Origin of the sequence: Dyella sp., assembly GCF_036746095.1 — a bacterium.
In the GTDB taxonomy this organism is placed as follows: Bacteria; Pseudomonadota; Gammaproteobacteria; order Xanthomonadales; family Rhodanobacteraceae; genus Dyella_B.
Map to the genome: position 1 here is coordinate 52046 of NZ_DAIOEU010000005.1, position 16363 is coordinate 68408.

At 62.2% G+C, this 16363-nt stretch carries 15 protein-coding genes; 8 read left to right on the plus strand and 7 right to left on the minus strand.

Going from position 1 to position 16363, the window contains the following annotated elements:
* Positions 1 to 54 precede the first annotated feature (54 nt).
* Positions 55 to 483, plus strand: coding sequence for a VOC family protein (locus V7M64_RS03950; protein WP_333677174.1), 429 nt, complete (start codon positions 55 to 57; stop codon positions 481 to 483).
* Positions 484 to 549: 66 nt separating this feature from the next.
* Here the strand turns inward: V7M64_RS03950 and V7M64_RS03955 are convergent, their stop codons facing one another.
* The 4 genes from V7M64_RS03955 to V7M64_RS03970 all read right to left on the minus strand — a co-directional run bounded on the left by V7M64_RS03955 (position 550) and on the right by V7M64_RS03970 (position 5799).
* Positions 550 to 999 (minus strand): hypothetical protein, encoded by a 450-nt coding sequence (locus V7M64_RS03955; protein WP_333677176.1) that lies wholly within the window; start codon positions 997 to 999, stop codon positions 550 to 552.
* A 176-nt stretch (positions 1000 to 1175) separates the two neighbouring features.
* The gene (locus V7M64_RS03960; RefSeq protein ID WP_333677177.1) at positions 1176 to 2807 is read right to left on the minus strand and encodes an alpha/beta hydrolase-fold protein; all 1632 of its coding nucleotides are present in this window, start codon (positions 2805 to 2807) and stop codon (positions 1176 to 1178) included.
* Between the two features lie 106 nt (positions 2808 to 2913).
* Positions 2914 to 4572 carry a serine hydrolase gene (locus V7M64_RS03965; RefSeq protein WP_333677179.1) on the minus strand — a complete coding sequence of 553 codons (1659 nt, stop codon included), beginning with the start codon at positions 4570 to 4572 and terminating at the stop codon, positions 2914 to 2916.
* A gap of 243 nt (positions 4573 to 4815) precedes the next feature.
* Positions 4816 to 5799 carry a hypothetical protein gene (locus V7M64_RS03970; protein WP_333677180.1) on the minus strand — a complete coding sequence of 328 codons (984 nt, stop codon included), beginning with the start codon at positions 5797 to 5799 and terminating at the stop codon, positions 4816 to 4818.
* Between the two features lie 144 nt (positions 5800 to 5943).
* Here V7M64_RS03970 and V7M64_RS03975 point away from each other — a divergent pair, with 144 nt between their 5' ends.
* The 4 genes from V7M64_RS03975 (at position 5944) to msrA (ending at position 7956) form a co-directional block, all read left to right on the plus strand.
* Entirely contained in the window at positions 5944 to 6375 is a 432-nt protein-coding gene (locus tag V7M64_RS03975; protein WP_333677317.1) for a ribonuclease domain-containing protein, read from the plus strand.
* Positions 6372 to 6809: a barstar family protein gene (locus V7M64_RS03980; protein ID WP_333677181.1), complete on the plus strand. Its 438-nt coding sequence runs from the start codon at positions 6372 to 6374 to the stop codon at positions 6807 to 6809. Before V7M64_RS03975 ends, V7M64_RS03980 begins: the two co-directional genes overlap by 4 nt.
* On the plus strand, positions 6809 to 7021 hold the full coding sequence (locus V7M64_RS03985; RefSeq protein WP_333677183.1) for an RNA-binding S4 domain-containing protein: 213 nt from the start codon (positions 6809 to 6811) through the stop codon (positions 7019 to 7021). Before V7M64_RS03980 ends, V7M64_RS03985 begins: the two co-directional genes overlap by 1 nt.
* A 251-nt stretch (positions 7022 to 7272) precedes the next feature.
* Entirely contained in the window at positions 7273 to 7956 is a 684-nt protein-coding gene (msrA, locus tag V7M64_RS03990; protein ID WP_333677185.1) for a peptide-methionine (S)-S-oxide reductase MsrA, read from the plus strand.
* Between the two features lie 203 nt (positions 7957 to 8159).
* Here the strand turns inward: msrA and V7M64_RS03995 are convergent, their stop codons facing one another.
* Together V7M64_RS03995 and V7M64_RS04000 are read right to left on the minus strand one after the other, a co-directional pair.
* Positions 8160 to 10859 carry an EAL domain-containing protein gene (locus tag V7M64_RS03995; protein ID WP_333677187.1) on the minus strand — a complete coding sequence of 900 codons (2700 nt, stop codon included), beginning with the start codon at positions 10857 to 10859 and terminating at the stop codon, positions 8160 to 8162.
* 127 nt (positions 10860 to 10986) lie between these two features.
* Positions 10987 to 11763, minus strand: coding sequence for an iron-containing redox enzyme family protein (locus tag V7M64_RS04000; protein ID WP_333677188.1), 777 nt, complete (start codon positions 11761 to 11763; stop codon positions 10987 to 10989).
* A 124-nt stretch (positions 11764 to 11887) separates the two neighbouring features.
* Between V7M64_RS04000 and V7M64_RS04005 the strand changes: the two genes are divergently transcribed.
* On the plus strand, positions 11888 to 12229 hold the full coding sequence (locus V7M64_RS04005) for a hypothetical protein (RefSeq protein ID WP_333677189.1): 342 nt from the start codon (positions 11888 to 11890) through the stop codon (positions 12227 to 12229).
* A 93-nt stretch (positions 12230 to 12322) separates the two neighbouring features.
* Here the strand turns inward: V7M64_RS04005 and panE are convergent, their stop codons facing one another.
* Complete coding sequence (gene panE, locus V7M64_RS04010) at positions 12323 to 13246, minus strand: 2-dehydropantoate 2-reductase (RefSeq protein WP_333677190.1); 924 nt, start codon at positions 13244 to 13246, stop codon at positions 12323 to 12325.
* Positions 13247 to 13405: 159 nt separating this feature from the next.
* Here panE and V7M64_RS04015 point away from each other — a divergent pair, with 159 nt between their 5' ends.
* Both V7M64_RS04015 and V7M64_RS04020 read left to right on the plus strand, forming a co-directional pair.
* Entirely contained in the window at positions 13406 to 13795 is a 390-nt protein-coding gene (locus tag V7M64_RS04015) for a DUF2946 domain-containing protein (RefSeq protein WP_333677191.1), read from the plus strand.
* A 374-nt stretch (positions 13796 to 14169) separates the two neighbouring features.
* Positions 14170 to 16356 carry a TonB-dependent receptor gene (locus V7M64_RS04020; RefSeq protein WP_333677193.1) on the plus strand — a complete coding sequence of 729 codons (2187 nt, stop codon included), beginning with the start codon at positions 14170 to 14172 and terminating at the stop codon, positions 16354 to 16356.
* The last annotated feature ends 7 nt before the right edge of the window (positions 16357 to 16363 follow it).

Sequence of the window (16363 nt, forward strand, 5' to 3'; positions counted from 1 at the left end):
CACGGGCGTGGCCAAGGTTTAGCTTTAGGCGACCTTTCAACAGGACGCCATGCCATGCACACCCAGGTGAGCCACGGCAGCACCATCATTCCCGCTCTGCGCTATCGCGATGCGCACGCCGCCATCGAATGGCTATGCAAGGCATTCGGCTTCGAAAAGCATGCGGTGTATGAGAACGAACACGGCCGCGTGATGCATGCGCAGCTGGTGTATGGCGGCGGCATGGTGATGCTGGGTGACGTCAACCCGGATGGTTTCGGCGAATACATGGCGCAGCCCGATGAGATCAACGGACGCGAAACGCAATGCGCGTGTGTGACAGTCAAGGATTGCAAAGCGCACTACGAGCGCGCCAAGGCGGCGGGTGCGGAAATCATCGAGGAGTATGCGGAGAAGGACTATGGCGGCGCGGGTTATGCGTGCCGCGATCCGCAGGGGCATTTGTGGTGGTTCGGAAGCTATGACCCGTGGCAGGCCGCCTAAGCTTTCAGCCTACGAACTTCATGTTCGTCGCCCCGGCGAAAGCCGGGGCGACGAATAAACATCACATCACGAACACTTCTCGTTCTTCGCCGCGTGATACCCGGCCGCCTGCGCATCCGCCGCGCTCATGTACTTGCCTTCCTTGGTCTTGCCGTACCACTTGCTGCCTTGGCAGTGATAGGTCTTGGTCTTGGAACCGGTGTTCACCCACACCTGGCCCGCGCCGCCACCGGCGGCCGGCGCAGCGGCCGGTTCCGGCATCGCTTTGGACTTGGAAGCGGTGGCAGGTGCAGCGGCCGGCGCGCTGGAGGCGGCGGTGTTGCCGGCGGTACCGCTGGCCGACTTGTCGATGCCCTTATGGCCATGGCAGGCACCCTTGGTGGTGCTTACCGTCTGCGTGGTGCCGTCTTTGCAGTGCACGGTCATGCTGCCCGCGGCGGCGGGAGCTTCTTGTGCGAAAACCGGAGCCGCCATCAATGCGGCGGCCAGTACTGCGATCAATCCGAACGATTTCATGTGAGTCCCTCCAGCGTTTTGAGTTGCCGAAACAGGAAGCACCGTCCGTGATGAACGGGGTTCCCCTATGTGACGTCCCTCTTTCAGGACGACACCCCTAAGCGCCAATCACCGACAGCGCCCGCGGCGGCAACTATGCCTGAAAACAAGTCACCCAACATGACAGCCCGTTCGCGCTAACGGCCCTGGTTTACCTTCAGTTTCGACTCGGCCTGTGGCCTCGCCACCGCATACATCTGCCAGCTGATGTCCTTGAACAAGCCGAAGCGATCATTGCCCACCTTGTACAAGTCGAAATGCGTGCGGTCCGGGATGAAGCGAATGTCGGAGTGCGCACCGAGGCCGTCCAGCACCGCCTTCAATCGATGCGCCGCGCCATCCAGGTAGAACGTATCGGCAGTGCCCACGTAGAGATGGATCTTGCCGTCCAGATCGGGCTTCAACTCCGGCCAATGGGTCTGCAGGCGATAGGCGATGTCGTAGTGGTCGTGCCAGTAGGCCACCACTTGCGGATCGACGTCGCCGGTGTCGCGGTTGAACATCTGCTCGGGCCGGCCGTCCTTGCCGCGCGGCGAGAACACCCATTCGAACGAGGCCAGCTGTCCGCCGTACGGTCCCAACACGCGCTCCATCTTCGCGAACTGCTCGAACGTGCCGATCACCTTGCCCTTGTCGCGCACCAGCGGCCACGGCGTGCCATCCGGCTTGCGGTAGACATTGGCATTGGGCGCATAGAGGTCCGGCCCGGTGAAGTCATGGAAGTCGCTGGGATCGGGCGACGTGGACCAGGTGCCACCGAAGATCTTCGGATAGCGCGTCTGCAACCACAACGTGGCCCAGCCGCCCGACGAATGGCCATTGAGGAAGCGTCCATTGACGTCCGCATCCATGCGGTACTTCGATTCCAGATACGGAATCAGCTCGGTGGTCAGCGCCTGCCCCCACGGACCGTTGTTCACCGAGTCGGCGAACTCGTGCGTGCCGGTGGCACTGGATTCATCCAGGAATACCCAGATCATCGGCGGCATCTGGCCGCTGGCCATGCCGGCCTGCACGTAAGCCATCGGGCGCAGCAGGCGATCCTTGTTGCCGGTGAAGCCGTGGGTGAAATACACGGTGGGATAACGCGTGCTGGAAGACGCGTCATAGCCCGGCGGCAGCAACACATAGCCGTACATATGGATGTCGCGCCCCCAGAACTGGGTCAACGCGGGGCTTACGAAATCGATCGGCTGCGCTTGCTGATGCACGGCCTTCGCGGCGTCTCGCAAGTTGGCCGGCATCGAATCGGAAATAGCCCACGGATCGTGGGCCGGCACGGCGGCATCCAGCTTGAGGGTCGGAACGTCGTCAGCCGGCAGGTGCACGGTTGCCACGCCGCTGGTCAGGTCACCGGCATCGCGGCCGAGATAGTTGTAGTTGTGATGCACGTCCAGCACGGCCTGGACCAGGTAGTCGCCTGCGGGGAGTTTTGACCATGCAGCCGGATAGGCGCGCATGTCGGCATCGACGTCGATGGTCTGGCCGGGAACGAGCCGGTCGACTTCCTGTGCGGCGATGGCCACTTGCTCCGGAAAGAACGGGTTGGCGTCGATTTCCGTCACCTTGCCGTCTTTCGCGCCGGCCTTGGCGGCGTTGGCTTGTTCGGCGAACAGCAGCAGGCGGCCGGAGACGGGCTGTGTTTGGTTGCTGGCGAGTTGGATGTGGAAGAAGCGGTGAGTGGAGGCCGTTTGTGTGGTGGGCTGGGTGCAGGCCGTGAGAAGGCCGAGGCTTAGTAGTGCGCTGAGAGCAAATAAGCGTGAACGCATGTGTTTTTTCCCAAATGAACGAACCGGCTTTTGTCTGGCCGCCTGCTACCCAGGCCGTCATTCCCGCGAAAGCGGGAATGACGGCACGGAGGGGTCGAAATTTCCGTCAATCCGCCTTCACGGGCGTCAAGCGCAAATCCTGAAAATCAAAACTGAAATCCGTCAGCGGCGAAATCGGTTCCATGCGCACTTCACGCACATGACCATCCACGTCGAGCGCAAAGTTCACGAAGGCATCCGCATTCAAGGCGCGATCATCCCAGCGCACGATAAACGTATCGTGCTGCCACGGCGTCATCGTGCCCGCCAGCTGTTTCGTCTTGCTGAAACGCAGGCGCAGCTTGCCGCCTTCGTTGCTGATGACGATGTCGCCATACCATGGATCGCGATACGTGCCGGCATAGCCGGCCAGCGGCAGCGATGGCTTGCTCCTGGCATCGCGCGCGGCTTCGTGCTTCTTCCAGCTTTCATCCGCGTTGCCCTGCGCGTGCTTTACCGCCTTGTCGTACACCGCCACCCAATCGGTCTTGTTGCCTTGATTGAGATAGGCATCCAGCACGCGATAAGTGACCGCATTGAACGCCGCGCCCGATTCCTGGTTGGTCAACACCACCACACCCAGCTTCAAGCCGGGCACCAAGGTGACCCGCGATACCATGCCCGGCCAGCCGCCGGTATGCCAGACGAGTTTCTGGCCGTGGTAATCGCTCAAGAACCAACCTTCGCCATAGCCGGAGAAATTCGGCATCAAGGGTTTCAATTCGGGGATCGGCGGCTCCCGCACCGGAATCGGCGTAAGCATCGTCCACATCTGGTTTTGGCTGTCCTGCGAGAACAGATGCCGTGGTTTGCCATCGCCGCCGACACCGGGAAGCTCGCCGCCGTTGAGCTGAACGTTCATCCACTTTGCCATGTCGTGCACGCTGGCGTAGATACCGCCGGCGCCTGGATTATTCGTCCACGCCATCGGCGGCACCGGCTTGAGATCCTTGAAGTTGTACAACGCGTGGCCAGTGGCGACGTCCATGCCGGGTTTCAAATACGTCATGTCGACCAGCGATTCGTCCATGCCGACCGCCTTGAAGATATGGTCGCGAATGAAATCGGCATAGCTTTGGCCGGAGACGTTTTCGATCACCAGCGTAGCGACGGCGAACAGGATGTTGTCGTACGCATAGTGGCTGCGGAAACCGTTGGCGATCGGCACCTTGGCCAAGTGCTGCACCACGTCCTTGGTGCTGTAGCTGGTCGGCGGCCAGTACAGCAGGTCGCCTGCGCCAAGGCTCAAGCCGCTGCGGTGCGCCAGCAGATCACGCACGCGCATATCGTGCGTCACGTACGGATCGGACATCTGGAACCATGGCAAGTAGTCCGTTACGCGCCCGTCCATGTCCAGCTTCTTCTGCTCGGCCAGCATTTGCAGTGCCGCGGCGGTGAACGCCTTGGTGTTGGAGGCGATGGCGAACAGCGTATGCGCATCCACCTTGTCCGGCTTGCCGGCTTCGCGCAGCCCGTAGCCTTGTTCCAGCACGACCTTGCCGTCCTTGACGATCGCCACGGCGATGCCAGGCACGTTGAAGGTCTTGCGCGCGTTGTCCACATAGGCGCCGAAATCCTGCAGCATCGGCGGCAAGGTGGCTTGTGCATCCTGCTGCGTGGCGCTGGTTGCCGGCGCAGGCGGCGTTTCCCATGCTTGCGCGGAGGCGGCGAAAGCCAGCAAGGCGCAGCAACCGGTAACGCGCAAGGACAGAGGCGGAAAAGGCATGGAGGCTCCCCAGACGACAAAGGTCGCAGTCTACCCTGCCGGCAGTGCTTCGCACGCTGCGCCGGAAGTCATCCTTTGCTGCGAATGGCTTTGGCTTGCCATGGAAGGCAATTCCTTCTCACGGCCGTCATTCCCGCGAAAGCGGGAATCCATTTTCATGGGAGCATCAGAGCAAGATGGATTCCCGCTCTCGCGGGGATGACGGCCGTGAGGTAAGACACGTACTTTGTGTCGCAAATCAACTCACCGCGCGTGATGCGCATCCAGCCACGGCGCCAGCGACACCTGCCAGATGTTGTTGCTGCCATTGTCCCAACTCTCCATCCGCGCCAGCGCCGCCTTGGCCTGTTCCTGGCTTAATGGAAAACCCAGCTCCGTTTGCCGGTCACTCGTGTAATAAAGTGTGCGCCGGTCCGGCCCGATATGCGCGCCCCACTGGCTCCACTTGCCCGGTTTGCCGTTGATGGCCTCGCCCAGATCGATCGGCGCACCCCAATGATCGCCTTGGCGGAAGGCAATGTAGAAATCGCCCATGTCACCGGCCTTGGCACCCTTGCTCAGGTTGAACACCATGAAGGATTGATCGGGTGCAATTGCCGGATCATGTGTGGACGACGAAGGATCGCCCACCGCCACCAACGCAGCAGGTTGATACGCACCCTGCGCGAACGACGAGCTGTAGATATGCATCACGCCCTGCTGGTCCGGGTGAATGAAATACAGGCTGCCATCCGCAGCGATGCTCGGCGCATACGTGCGATCGCTGGCGTTGACCGCATCGGGCAAATGCACCGGCGTGCCCCAGCCATTGCCTTGGCGGTCCACGCGCCACAAATTTCCGCCACGCCCTGGATAGACCTTGCCGTTCACCCTCACCGACAACGCCTCGGCCCCCGGCTTTACCGGCCGGTTGGAGACGAACACCAGGTACGAGCCATCCGGCGACATGGCCGGATCGTGATCGAGCCATTGCCCCGAAAAGGGTGCGATCGCCGGCTTGGACCACACGCCATGCTCGCGTTGCGAGACCAGGATCATCGAACCGACGTCGAAATACACCGTGTTGCCATCCGGCGTAAACGCAGGACACGCTTCGCCGGCCGGCCCCGAAATCACGCCGGGCGCGAACACTTCAGGTTGCGCCTTCGAAGCATCCGTGGCGAACAACGACGACACTGCACCAAACATGCCGATTGCGATCATCCACCTCAAAGGCTTGCCGATCATTGCCGTAGTTTCCTGTGGTTGGGTAGGCGTTATATAGGCTTCGGCACGCGCCGCCGCATGTCCTTAAAGTCATTCCACCCGCAGGCATGCGGGCGCGCAACGCACTACACTGCGCAGATCGCCAACAAGGAATCCGCGGTGTCTTTGTCTCGCTTCATCCCCCTGGTGCTGCTCGCCGCGTTGATCGGTGCGCTGGTGTTCTGGAACCGGCATGCCGCACCGCCGGCCAGCATGGAGTCGCACGGCAACGTCACGTTGCCGGCCGTGGGGCACGACAACTGCCCGGCTGCACACACCAACCTGCCGGCCTTCATGCCGCCGGAAGCCTGCGTAACGCTGACGGCGATCCTGCAAGGCGGTCCGTTTCCCTATGGCCAGGATGGCGTCGTCTTCGGCAACTACGAAGGCTTGCTGCCGCAACAGCCGCGCGGCTACTACCACGAATACACGGTAGCCACGCCCGGCGCGCGCGACCGTGGTGCGCGCCGCATCATCACCGGCGGCACGCCACCCACGCTGTTCTATTACACCGACGATCACTACCGCAGCTTCAAGCCGTTCCAGGTGAACCGATGAGCGCGGAAGGCGCCCTGGACCTGACGCAGGCGAACGACGGCGGCGTGTATTTCGTCGACGCAGCCGACTTCGACGCCCTGGTTGCCGCGGCCGAACAAGGCCAGCTGTACGTATGCCGCGCCGATCTGGCCGGCTGTCATGACAAGGCCGAACTGCTGCGCCGCCTGGCCGCCACGCTCAACGTGCCCAACGGCTTCGGCCAGAACTGGGATGCGCTGCTGGATACCCTGCGAGACCTTGAATGGTTGCATGGCGCCGGCCACGTGCTGCTGCTCGATCACGCCAGCGATCTGCGCGAAGCGGTGCCGAAGGATTTCGATACCTTGCTGGCGATCCTGCACGAATCGGCCCGCTTCGCCATCGACCGGCACCGGCCGTTCTTCGCTTTTCTCAGCCTGCCCAAACACCCGATGGCCCTGCCCTCGCACCGATGATGCAACGTATCGATTTCGAACTTGACCGCGAATACGTGGAACTCAACCAGCTGCTCAAGCTGGCAGGTTTGTGCGACAGCGGCGGGCAAGGCAAACAGATCGTCGCCAGCGGCGCGGTGTACGTGGATGGCGCGCAGGAGTTGCGCAAGACGTGCAAGATTCACGCGGGGCAAGTGGTGCGGATTGAGGATGTGGAAATACGCGTGGTGTAACTCGACGCGCGACGCACATTGCTCCCTCTCCCCTCCGGGAGAGGGCTGGGGTGAGGGGCGAATCTCGCGGCGCAGTTAGTTTTGTGCGAGACCAAAAAAAGCAAACCCTCGCGCATGTCGATAAGTCTCCCGCAAGCCCAGCCCCTCACCCTAACCCTCTCCCCGGAGGGGAGAGGGGATGGTTTACGGCACGACGTAACTTCGTGGCACTCATTGGCGAATAGCAAAGCAGGTCCCCACGGAGCCACGCCATGCAAACCCGTCGTTTCGCCGCCTTGTTCTCCTTGCTCAGCCTGACCGCCTGCACCGCCGCGGCCAGCAATGCGCCCTTTCCCAACCCTGCCAGCGACGAACCCAAAGCCACCACGCATGGCACCGAAACCGCGGTGCTCGCGGGCGGCTGTTTCTGGGGCATGCAATCGGTGTTCGAACATGTGCGCGGCGTGCGCCAGGTATGGGCCGGCTACAGCGGCGGCGATGCCAGCACGGCCCAGTACGATGTCGTCAGCGAAGGCAATACCGGCCATGCGGAATCGGTAAAGATTGCCTTCGATCCCGCCGTGATCAGCTACGGGCAACTGCTGAAGATCTACTTCGCCGTGGCGCACGATCCGACCACGCTCAACCGCCAGGGGCCGGATGCGGGCACGCAATACCGCTCGGAAATCTTCTACGCGAATGCGGAACAGAAGAACGTCGCGGAATCGTACATCAAGCAGATCAATGCAGCGAAAGTATTCGACGACAGCATCGTGACGCTGGTGCAGCCGCTGGCCGGTTTTTATCCCGCCGAGGATTACCACCAGGACTATGCGCGCAAGCATCCGCACAACGCATACATCCTGATCAACGATGCGCCGAAGGTGACGCATTTGAAGCAGCAGTTTCCGGAAATGTATCAGGATGAGCAGATGGTGGTGGATGTGCGGCTGTAAATTTCAAACTCTTATGGATGTTTGTATTGCCTCATTGTCATTCCGGCGAAGGCCTTAAATATGCTGTGCGAAGCACACGATTTTTTATATCGAGTGCTGCGCACCACGTATTTGTACTGGATTGACCAGCTTCGCTGTTGTAAAGCGCCTCGGCCTTCGCCGGAATGACGACCGGGCAAGCTCCAAACATCGTCAGGTATTTTTTATTTGGGCGGCACCAACCGCAACCGCGACGGCTCATGCCGCGGATTGGGCGACAACATCCGCTCGATCTCCACTGGCGGCAAACCGCGCGCGTAGAAATAACCCTGCCCTTCCGCACACCCGGCGCGCAGCAAAAACTCATGCTGCGCGGCGGTCTCGATACCTTCGGCAATCGTGCACATCCCCAGGCTCTTGGCGATGGCGAGCATGGCCTCGACGATGGCTACGTCGTTGGCGCTGTCCGGCAGATCGGTGACGAACGAGCGGTCGATTTTCAGATAATCGATACCGGACAACTTCAAATACGCCAGCGATGAATAGCCGGTACCGAAATCATCGATGGCAATGCCGATGCCGAGCGCGTGCAGCGCATGCATGGTCTGCTCGGTCGCCTCGCCCAAGCGCAGGATCGCGCTTTCGGTGATTTCGAACAGGATGCGCTTGGGCGAGATGCCGCTGGCCTGCAGCGCCTGTTTCACGCTGTCGAGAAAACCGGGATGCCCGAAGGTAGCCGCGGACGCATTGACCGCCACGCGGATCGGCGGCAGCTTCGCCTGGTCCCACGCACGGATCTGATTGCATACGGCGCGCAGGGTCCAGGCATCCAGACGCCGGATCAATCCAAGGCTTTCCGCCAGCGGAATGAATTCGTCCGGCATCAGCTCGCCGCGTTCCGGATGGCGCCAGCGGATCAACGCTTCCACCGCCACGATGCGGCCGCTGCGCAATTCCACGCTGGGCTGGAACACCAGATGGAATTCGTCGCGGATCAGCGCCTGCCGCAAATCGGCGCCGAGCATCAGGCGCATGCGCGCATCGGCGTGCATCAGCGGCGTGTAGAAACGGAAGGTGTTGCGTTCCTGTGTCTTGGCGGCGTACATCGCCGCATCGGCGTTGGCGATCAGCGTGACGGCATCGCTGCCATCGAGCGGGTAACCGGCAATGCCGATGCTCGCACTCATCACGATTTCGTAGTCGCCGATAAGCATCGGCTCGGACAGGCTTTGCAACAGGCGGCTGGCAAATTGCGCGGCCTGTTCGCGCGTGCGCAAGCCGCCGAGCAGCACGGTGAATTCATCGCCGCCGATACGGCTGGCCACGTCGTTCTCGCCCAACTCGCGGCGGATGCGCTGCGCCACTTTCACCAGCAGGCGATCGCCGATGGCATGACTATAGCTGTCGTTGACGGCCTTGAATGCATCCAGGTCCACGAACAGCACCGCCGCCGCGCCGTTGACGCGTGCCGCCGCCTCGATCGCCTGCGCGCTATGGCGCTGGAATTCGCTGCGATTGGCAAGGCCGGTAAGCGGGTCGTGCGCCACCATGTATTCCAGGCGCTGGCGGTCGGCCTTGCTGCGCGTGATGTCGGTAATCACCGCCACGTAGTGCTGCACCCGTCCTTCGCCGTTGCGGATGGCGCTGACGCTGAGCAGTTCCGGATACGACGAACCATCCGACCGCCAGCTCTGCACCTCGCCCACCCAGTTGCCGCCTTCGGCCACCATGTCCCAGATGGAGGCAGGCAACGGCGAGCCGTCCGGCATGCGGCGCAATTCGTCAAAACGGTGATGCTGCAGATACGGCAGCGTGTAGCCGGTAATGCGCGTGTGCGCGGCGTTCACCGTGGTCACGCGCCGATCCGCGTCGGCAATGATCACGCCTTCGGCCACGCTGGCCAGCGCTTCGGCGGCGATGCGGCGTTCCTGTTCCATCGCGATGCGGTCGGAGACGTCGCGCATGATCGCCTGGCGCACCGGCTGCGTGCCCCAGGTGGTCAGGCTGCTGTGCGTTTCCACGCTGCGGATCAGGCCATTGACCGCGCGCAGCAAACCGATGGTGGACGAACCCGCCGAACGCATGCTGCCTTCCACGAACAGGTCGTGGAAATGCAGGCCGACCAGTTCATGCGGTTCGCGCCCTGTCCATGCAACCGCGGTGCGGTTGGCGCCAAGGATGCGGCCATGGGCTTCATCCACCATCACGATGGCGTCGGCGGCGCTGTCGAACAGTTGGCGATAACGCTCCTCGGTGCCGCGAATGCCAGCCAGGATGCGCTGGGCCATGCGCACCCACAGCATGGACGCCAGCATGGCCGTTACCAGCACGCTGATGAACAGCACGCGGCCCAGCCACGCGGCACCCAGGGCTATCTGTAACGAGAAATCGTCGCTGCGCGGTTCGATGTACGTGTTGAGCGCTTCGATGCGCGCCTGCTGCCGCTTGATCTCTTCGGCGGGCGGCGGACCCAGCGCATACGCCTGCCGCAACTGCTCGGCGATGCCGTTCATGTCGTCGATGGCGGTATCGACCGAACGCCAATCGCGCAGCGCCGGCCCAACGTAGGGCAGCGATGCAAAATGATCGAGGATGAAGACCATCCCCGGAATGGCCGCGGGAATCACCCCGCCACGCTGGAATGCCGCGTAGACCGCATGCCGGTCGTAGTGCCCGGTGGCGATGGCGTCGCGCGCCCAGCGGTCGGTGCGCACCACGTCATAATTGCGGCGAAAGCTTTCGAGCCGGGCGGGGTCGCCGTTGCGCGCATACGCGGCCAGCTCGATCACCGACTGCTTTTGCGCTTTCGACCACAGGCTTTCGCCGTTCAAGAAACCAGCCAGCGTGACCTGGACCTGGAGCGCCCCCCAGGTCAGGCACAAAACCAAGCCAACGACCGCCGCCAAGCCGTATGCCAATGGCATAAGGCGCCGAGACAGCGGTCGCTGCTTTACGTGATGGGCGGTACGCATCTTGCCCCTATCTTAGAGCCTGTCATCCACAGCCGAAAAACTGCCGATCTGACGTGTATCGCCCCACCTACTGCATTACTTAAGCGGCCACTTCACTGGCCGACCATGGGTCGCGACGCACATCCAGACACCGATCCAGGGTAATCCTCATGCTTACGTAACTGCGCTTGACGCATTCCTGCAGGTACGCCACTTCATCCGGACGCGGGGACGTGCCGACCAGGGTGCACACGATCTCCAACGCCTCCCATGGATGAGTATCGTCATACGCGGCGTGAAGTTGAAGCCAACGCAGCGAGCCCGCGCGGGTAGCCTTGGGGAAGCTTTCCGTATAGGCCGCGCTGTCGTAGACCCATTGCGACCATTCCCCTGTTGCCCCTTCCACTGCGTAATTGGTAGCCAGCATGCCGGCTGCCAACGGACCACTGCGGCTTACCTCCTCGCACCAGTTGGACAATGCGTCCGTCCCGTAGGGGGTGGTGCCGTTCAGTACCTCGGTTTGGGGCACCCCTGCTCCTTCGGCCCAGTTGAGCCAGTATTCGGCATGATTCTGCTCCACTCGGATGTTGCGTACCAGCCAGCGGCGGGCCATGTTTTCGCCCGGGCTACGGCCGTAACGGGTTTTCAGCAAACTGAGTGCCATATAGCCCGGAAAACGCTCGATCACGGGCCACACGCCTACCATGAAATCGCGCGTGCCTGCTGCATCCAGACGGTTCTCGCGCATCAGTGTCCACAGCTCATGCTTCACCACAGTCTGTTTGGTCGGTTCGCAAGCCGATACCAGGTCTTGCGCCCAACGCGGATAGCTGGAGAGTTCGGTCAGCGAGCCGGTGCGTTCGAAGTGTGCGTACATATGTGTGAGTCTCCACTTAGGTTACGGGTTTGTCTTGGCCCGGAATTGGGCCGACACCAGGCGCCGATTGGCTGCCTAGCCCCACCATAGTGAGCGCCCTGGTAAGCGGTTGCGACTTTTCCCCATGGCCCTGCGCGAGGGCGTTGCTGCCGCGCAGAACGCGTGCTGGACGGCCATACTCGACCGCCCGAAGTGTTCCTTCAAACAACGCGCTGCGTCCGGTAAGGCCGGCGACGGCGCGTGCAGGCATGCCAGGTGGCATGCCCGCATTTTTTCGCATCCGTACCCACTGCGGCCACGCACCGGGACCTGGCGCAGGCCATCGGTTGCCGGCGACCTTGGAACGGAAGCCGGTGACGAGCCGATCTTCGCGCAGCGAGGGATGGGTGCTTCCCGTGAATCGGTCAACCAGCCGTTCGGCGCAACCTATTTAGATGAATGGTTGCGCCATGTGATGATCGCGTGAAGACGCGGGCTGGAATGAAATCCCAGCACCGTCATGCGGGGAATGCCAGGGGTTTCCCGGAGACCCTGCGAAACATCCAGCGTCGCCGAGCAATCAGCGCCCTCGCCGCACCTCATACGCCTTCAAATGCACATAAGCCAAGCGCAAGGCCGGCGAGATCAAACCGGCCGCATCGCCACGCACCAGCAGATCACCGATGACATGGTCGGCCTCCACCGCACTGCCCTGCTCCAGATCACGCAGCATCGAGGCGCTCATGGTCGAGCCCTTCGCGGTGAGCATGCCGCGCGAGCGTTCCATGGCCGCATCCTTCGGCGCATGGCCATTCGCTTCGGCCACGCGGCGGCATTCCTCGAGCAGATCGAGCATTGCCCGCTCGCCGTCCGGCGCCGCCACGATGTCGCCAACCGGCGCGCGCATCATGCAGGTGCTGCCGGCCAGCGATGCGAGAAACACCCATTTGTCCCACATGTCCTGCAGGATGCTGGTGCTGAGGCGCGAATCGAAGCGCGCACTCGCCATCGCTTCGGCGATACGCTCCACGCGCGGCGAACGGCTGCCATCGCGTTCACCGAAGCTCAAGCCGGCGGCGGGACCAAGATGGCGCACCACGCCTTCCGCATCCAATGTCGCCGGAATCACGCACTGGCCGCCCAGCACGTGGCCGACGCCGAAACGTGCCTCCAGCAAGTCCAGGTGCCGCATGCCGTTGAGCAACGGCAGGATGGCCGTCTGTTCGCCCACGGCGGGCGCCATGTCTTCGATCGCCTGCGGCAGATGGTAGGCCTTGCAACTGACGATGATCAGGTCGAACGTTTCGTTCAGCGCATCGGCTTGCACCGTGCGCGGCGGCGGCAGATCGATATCCCCTTGCGCGCTGCGAATCTGCAAGCCCTTGCGCGCCAGGGTTTCCGCGCGCGCCTTGCGCACCAGAAAGGTGACGTCCTGTCCGCTTTCCAGCAAACGGCCACCGAAATAGCCGCCGATGGCACCTGCTCCCACCACCAAGATCTTCATTGCCGTCACGCCTTCATTTGATCCACGCATCTCCCATCATGGGTGCGCCACGCGCTGATGCAAAGTGCCGCATGACGTTTTTGCCATTTGCTGTCATCATGTTTGGAGCCTACTCTAGGCTTCCGCGCATCTGGGTTCGTCAGCCGGGGTCATACAAGCGTGTCGAAACGTTCCGCACAGCATCGTTTTGTGGCATGGCTGGCTTTGGCCGCCATGGCGCTGATCGTGCTGATGCCGGTCATTTCGCGCTCCATGCCGATGGATATGGCGATGGACGGCATGCCGTCCAGCATCGACGCCGGCTGCGCCTTGCATGCTGCGCATGCAGATCGGCATGGGATGCCGGAGCATCCGAACGATCCCACCGCGCGCTGCGGTTATTGCGTACTGTTCTCGCACATGCCGGCGGTGGGGTTCGACGCACCACTCATCCTGCCGCCGGTGCAGCTTGCCTCGGCAACACCGCATCCGGCGTTGCCATTCAACGTACCTGCCGCGCCACTGCTGAGTGCACGGCCACGTGGGCCGCCGCTGCTCATCAAAGGCTGATGTAGCAGCGCTTTTGCCGCTGCCTTGAATGTCGATGCATGCCGAGGGCTTGATGCCTTCGCGCTCCTGCTCGTCATGCCGGCGAACGCCGGAATCCAGTGCAAATAATGCGTCCGAAGGACACAACATTTTTTAGTGTTGCGTGCTACGCACCGTGTGTTTTTGCTGGATTCCGGCGTCCGCCGGCATGACGGCATGGAGCCGCATCGAAATCCCTTTGATTTGCTGCCGTCCTGGCAAGAGCACTCCATCGCACTCCCCACACCATGCGCCCTATCCTTCGCCCCCACGCATTGGCTGCATTGCCATTCGCCGTGCTCGCCTCCTCCGTCGCCATGGCCCAGGATGGCGCGACGGCGAACACGCATCCCTCTATGAAAAAGCCGACCACGCTTATGCCTGTACGCGTTTCTGCCGCCACGCGCATGCCGCTTGGATCCGATCCCAACTTTCCCGCTACCCAGGTCAGCGTTACCGCCGCGCAGTTGCACGCGACGGTCAACGCCGTGGATGTGGAAGACGCTACCCGCTACATGCCGAGCCTGTTCATGCGCAAGCGCAACATAGGCGATACCCAGGCCGTGCTCGCCACGCGCGACTGGGGCGTCAATTCCAGTGCGCGCACGCTGGTGTACGTGGATGACATTCCGATCTCCGCACTGATCGGCAACAACAACACCAACAGCGCGCCACGCTGGGGCATGGTGTCGCCGGAGCAGATCGATCACGTCGACATGCTGTACGGACCTTATTCGGCCGCCTACGCCGGCAACTCGATGGGTGGGGTAGTGCACATCGTCACGCGCACGCCGGACAAACCAGAGGTAACGATCCAGCAAACCCAGGCGCTGCAGACGTACAACTTCTACAACACCAAGGGCAACTACAGCAGCAGCAAGACCAGCGTAAGCGCGGGCGGACGCGATGGAAAATTCACGTGGTTCGTCGGCGCCACCGGCCTGAACACGTTCAGTCAGCCATTGAGCTACCTCACCAGCGCGGGCACGCCTGCGGGAACCGGCGGCACCATTCCGGCACGCAACAAAGTCGGCCAGCCGGCAAACGTGATCGGCGCGGGCGGCCTGCTGCATTCGCGCCAGCTCAACCTCAATGGCAAGTTCGCCTACGACATCACGCCGTGGTTGCAGGCTGCGTATTGGATCGGCTTCTGGAGCAACCACGGCCAGTCGCGCGTGCAGACCTATCTCGCCAACGCGCAAGGCGCGCCGAGCTACGGCAAATCCTCCGCCTTCGCCAGCAACGATTATTTCCTGAGCGCCCATCACCTGATGCAAGCACTATCGCTAAAAACGGATACCCGAAGCGATTTTGACGGCGAGCTGGTGCTCACGCATTACGACTACATCAAGGACAGGCAGTGGTCGCCTGCCGGCGTCGGCAGCGGCGCCATGTTCACTCCCCATGGTTTGTTGGCCAACTACGGCGGCACCCAGTGGTCCACGGCCGACTTGAAAGGCATCTGGCGGCCACAGGGCTATGGCGGTGCGCATGAAATATCCGTCGGCGCACACGCTGACCAATACACGCTTGCCAATCCCACCTACAACCTCAGCGCGTGGCAGGATCCATCGAGCGTAACGAGCCTGTATGCCTCAGGCCGCGGCAAAACCAGCACCCACGCATTGTGGACGCAGGACGCCTGGCAGATCGCGCCCGACTGGCTGGCGACCATCGGTGGCCGTTATGAAAAGTGGCGCGCCATGGATGGCTTCAACTTCAGCGGCAAGACCGCGATATACCAGCCGGGCGAACACGCGACGGCCTTCTCGCCGAAGGCGACGCTGCGCTGGGATATCTCGCCGACCTGGCGCATCACCGGCTCGGCAGCAAAGGCAGTACGTTTCCCCACCGTTTCGGAGCTTTATCAACTTGTCGCCACCGGTGCCACGTTCGCTTCGCCCAATCCGGACCTGAAACCGGAGCGCGATCTCAGCGGCGAACTGGCTGTCGAGCATGCCCTGGATGATGGCTACGTGCGCATGTCGCTGTTTCAGGAAAACACGCGCAACGCGATGATCAACCAGACGTCCACGTTGCCCGACTACACCGTGCCGGTGACGTTCGTCAGCAACGTCGGCGCCGTGCGCAATCGCGGCATCGAGCTGGTGGCCGATCACGACAACGTGCTGATCCATGGATTGGAATTGTCGGGCAGCGTGACCTTCGTCGATTCCACCATTCTTTCCAACGACGCCTTCGCCAGCAGCACCGGCACCACGTCCGACGGCAAGCACGTGCCTTACGTGCCGCGCTGGCGCGCCACCGCCCTCGCCACCTATCGCCCCACGGCTGCATGGGCGTTCACCCTGGCGGGACGCTACAGCGGCAAGCAGTACTCGACCATGGATAACACCGACAACACCGAAGACGTGTTCGGCGCATTCGATACCTTCGTGGTGTTCGACCTGCATGTGAGTTACCAGATCAGCGAGCAGCTATCGGCCTCGTTCGGCATCGACAACCTCAACAACCGCCAGTACTTCCTCTACCACCCGTTCCCGCAGCGCACCTATGTCGGCAACCTCACCTTCAAGCTCTGAGCGGCGC

Coding starts and splice junctions, on each gene's coding strand:
- V7M64_RS03965 (WP_333677179.1), bottom strand. CDS start 4,572: ATGCCTTTTCCGCCTCTGTCCTTGCGCGTTACCGGTTGCTGCGCCTTG.
- V7M64_RS03955 (WP_333677176.1), bottom strand. CDS start 999: ATGAAATCGTTCGGATTGATCGCAGTACTGGCCGCCGCATTGATGGCG.
- V7M64_RS04000 (WP_333677188.1), bottom strand. CDS start 11,763: ATGTACGCACACTTCGAACGCACCGGCTCGCTGACCGAACTCTCCAGC.
- V7M64_RS04020 (WP_333677193.1), top strand. CDS start 14,170: ATGAAAAAGCCGACCACGCTTATGCCTGTACGCGTTTCTGCCGCCACG.
- msrA (WP_333677185.1), top strand. CDS start 7,273: ATGCAAACCCGTCGTTTCGCCGCCTTGTTCTCCTTGCTCAGCCTGACC.
- V7M64_RS04005 (WP_333677189.1), top strand. CDS start 11,888: ATGGCCCTGCGCGAGGGCGTTGCTGCCGCGCAGAACGCGTGCTGGACG.
- V7M64_RS03980 (WP_333677181.1), top strand. CDS start 6,372: ATGAGCGCGGAAGGCGCCCTGGACCTGACGCAGGCGAACGACGGCGGC.
- V7M64_RS03985 (WP_333677183.1), top strand. CDS start 6,809: ATGCAACGTATCGATTTCGAACTTGACCGCGAATACGTGGAACTCAAC.
- V7M64_RS03970 (WP_333677180.1), bottom strand. CDS start 5,799: ATGATCGGCAAGCCTTTGAGGTGGATGATCGCAATCGGCATGTTTGGT.
- V7M64_RS03960 (WP_333677177.1), bottom strand. CDS start 2,807: ATGCGTTCACGCTTATTTGCTCTCAGCGCACTACTAAGCCTCGGCCTT.
- V7M64_RS03950 (WP_333677174.1), top strand. CDS start 55: ATGCACACCCAGGTGAGCCACGGCAGCACCATCATTCCCGCTCTGCGC.
- V7M64_RS03995 (WP_333677187.1), bottom strand. CDS start 10,859: ATGCCATTGGCATACGGCTTGGCGGCGGTCGTTGGCTTGGTTTTGTGC.
- panE (WP_333677190.1), bottom strand. CDS start 13,246: ATGAAGATCTTGGTGGTGGGAGCAGGTGCCATCGGCGGCTATTTCGGT.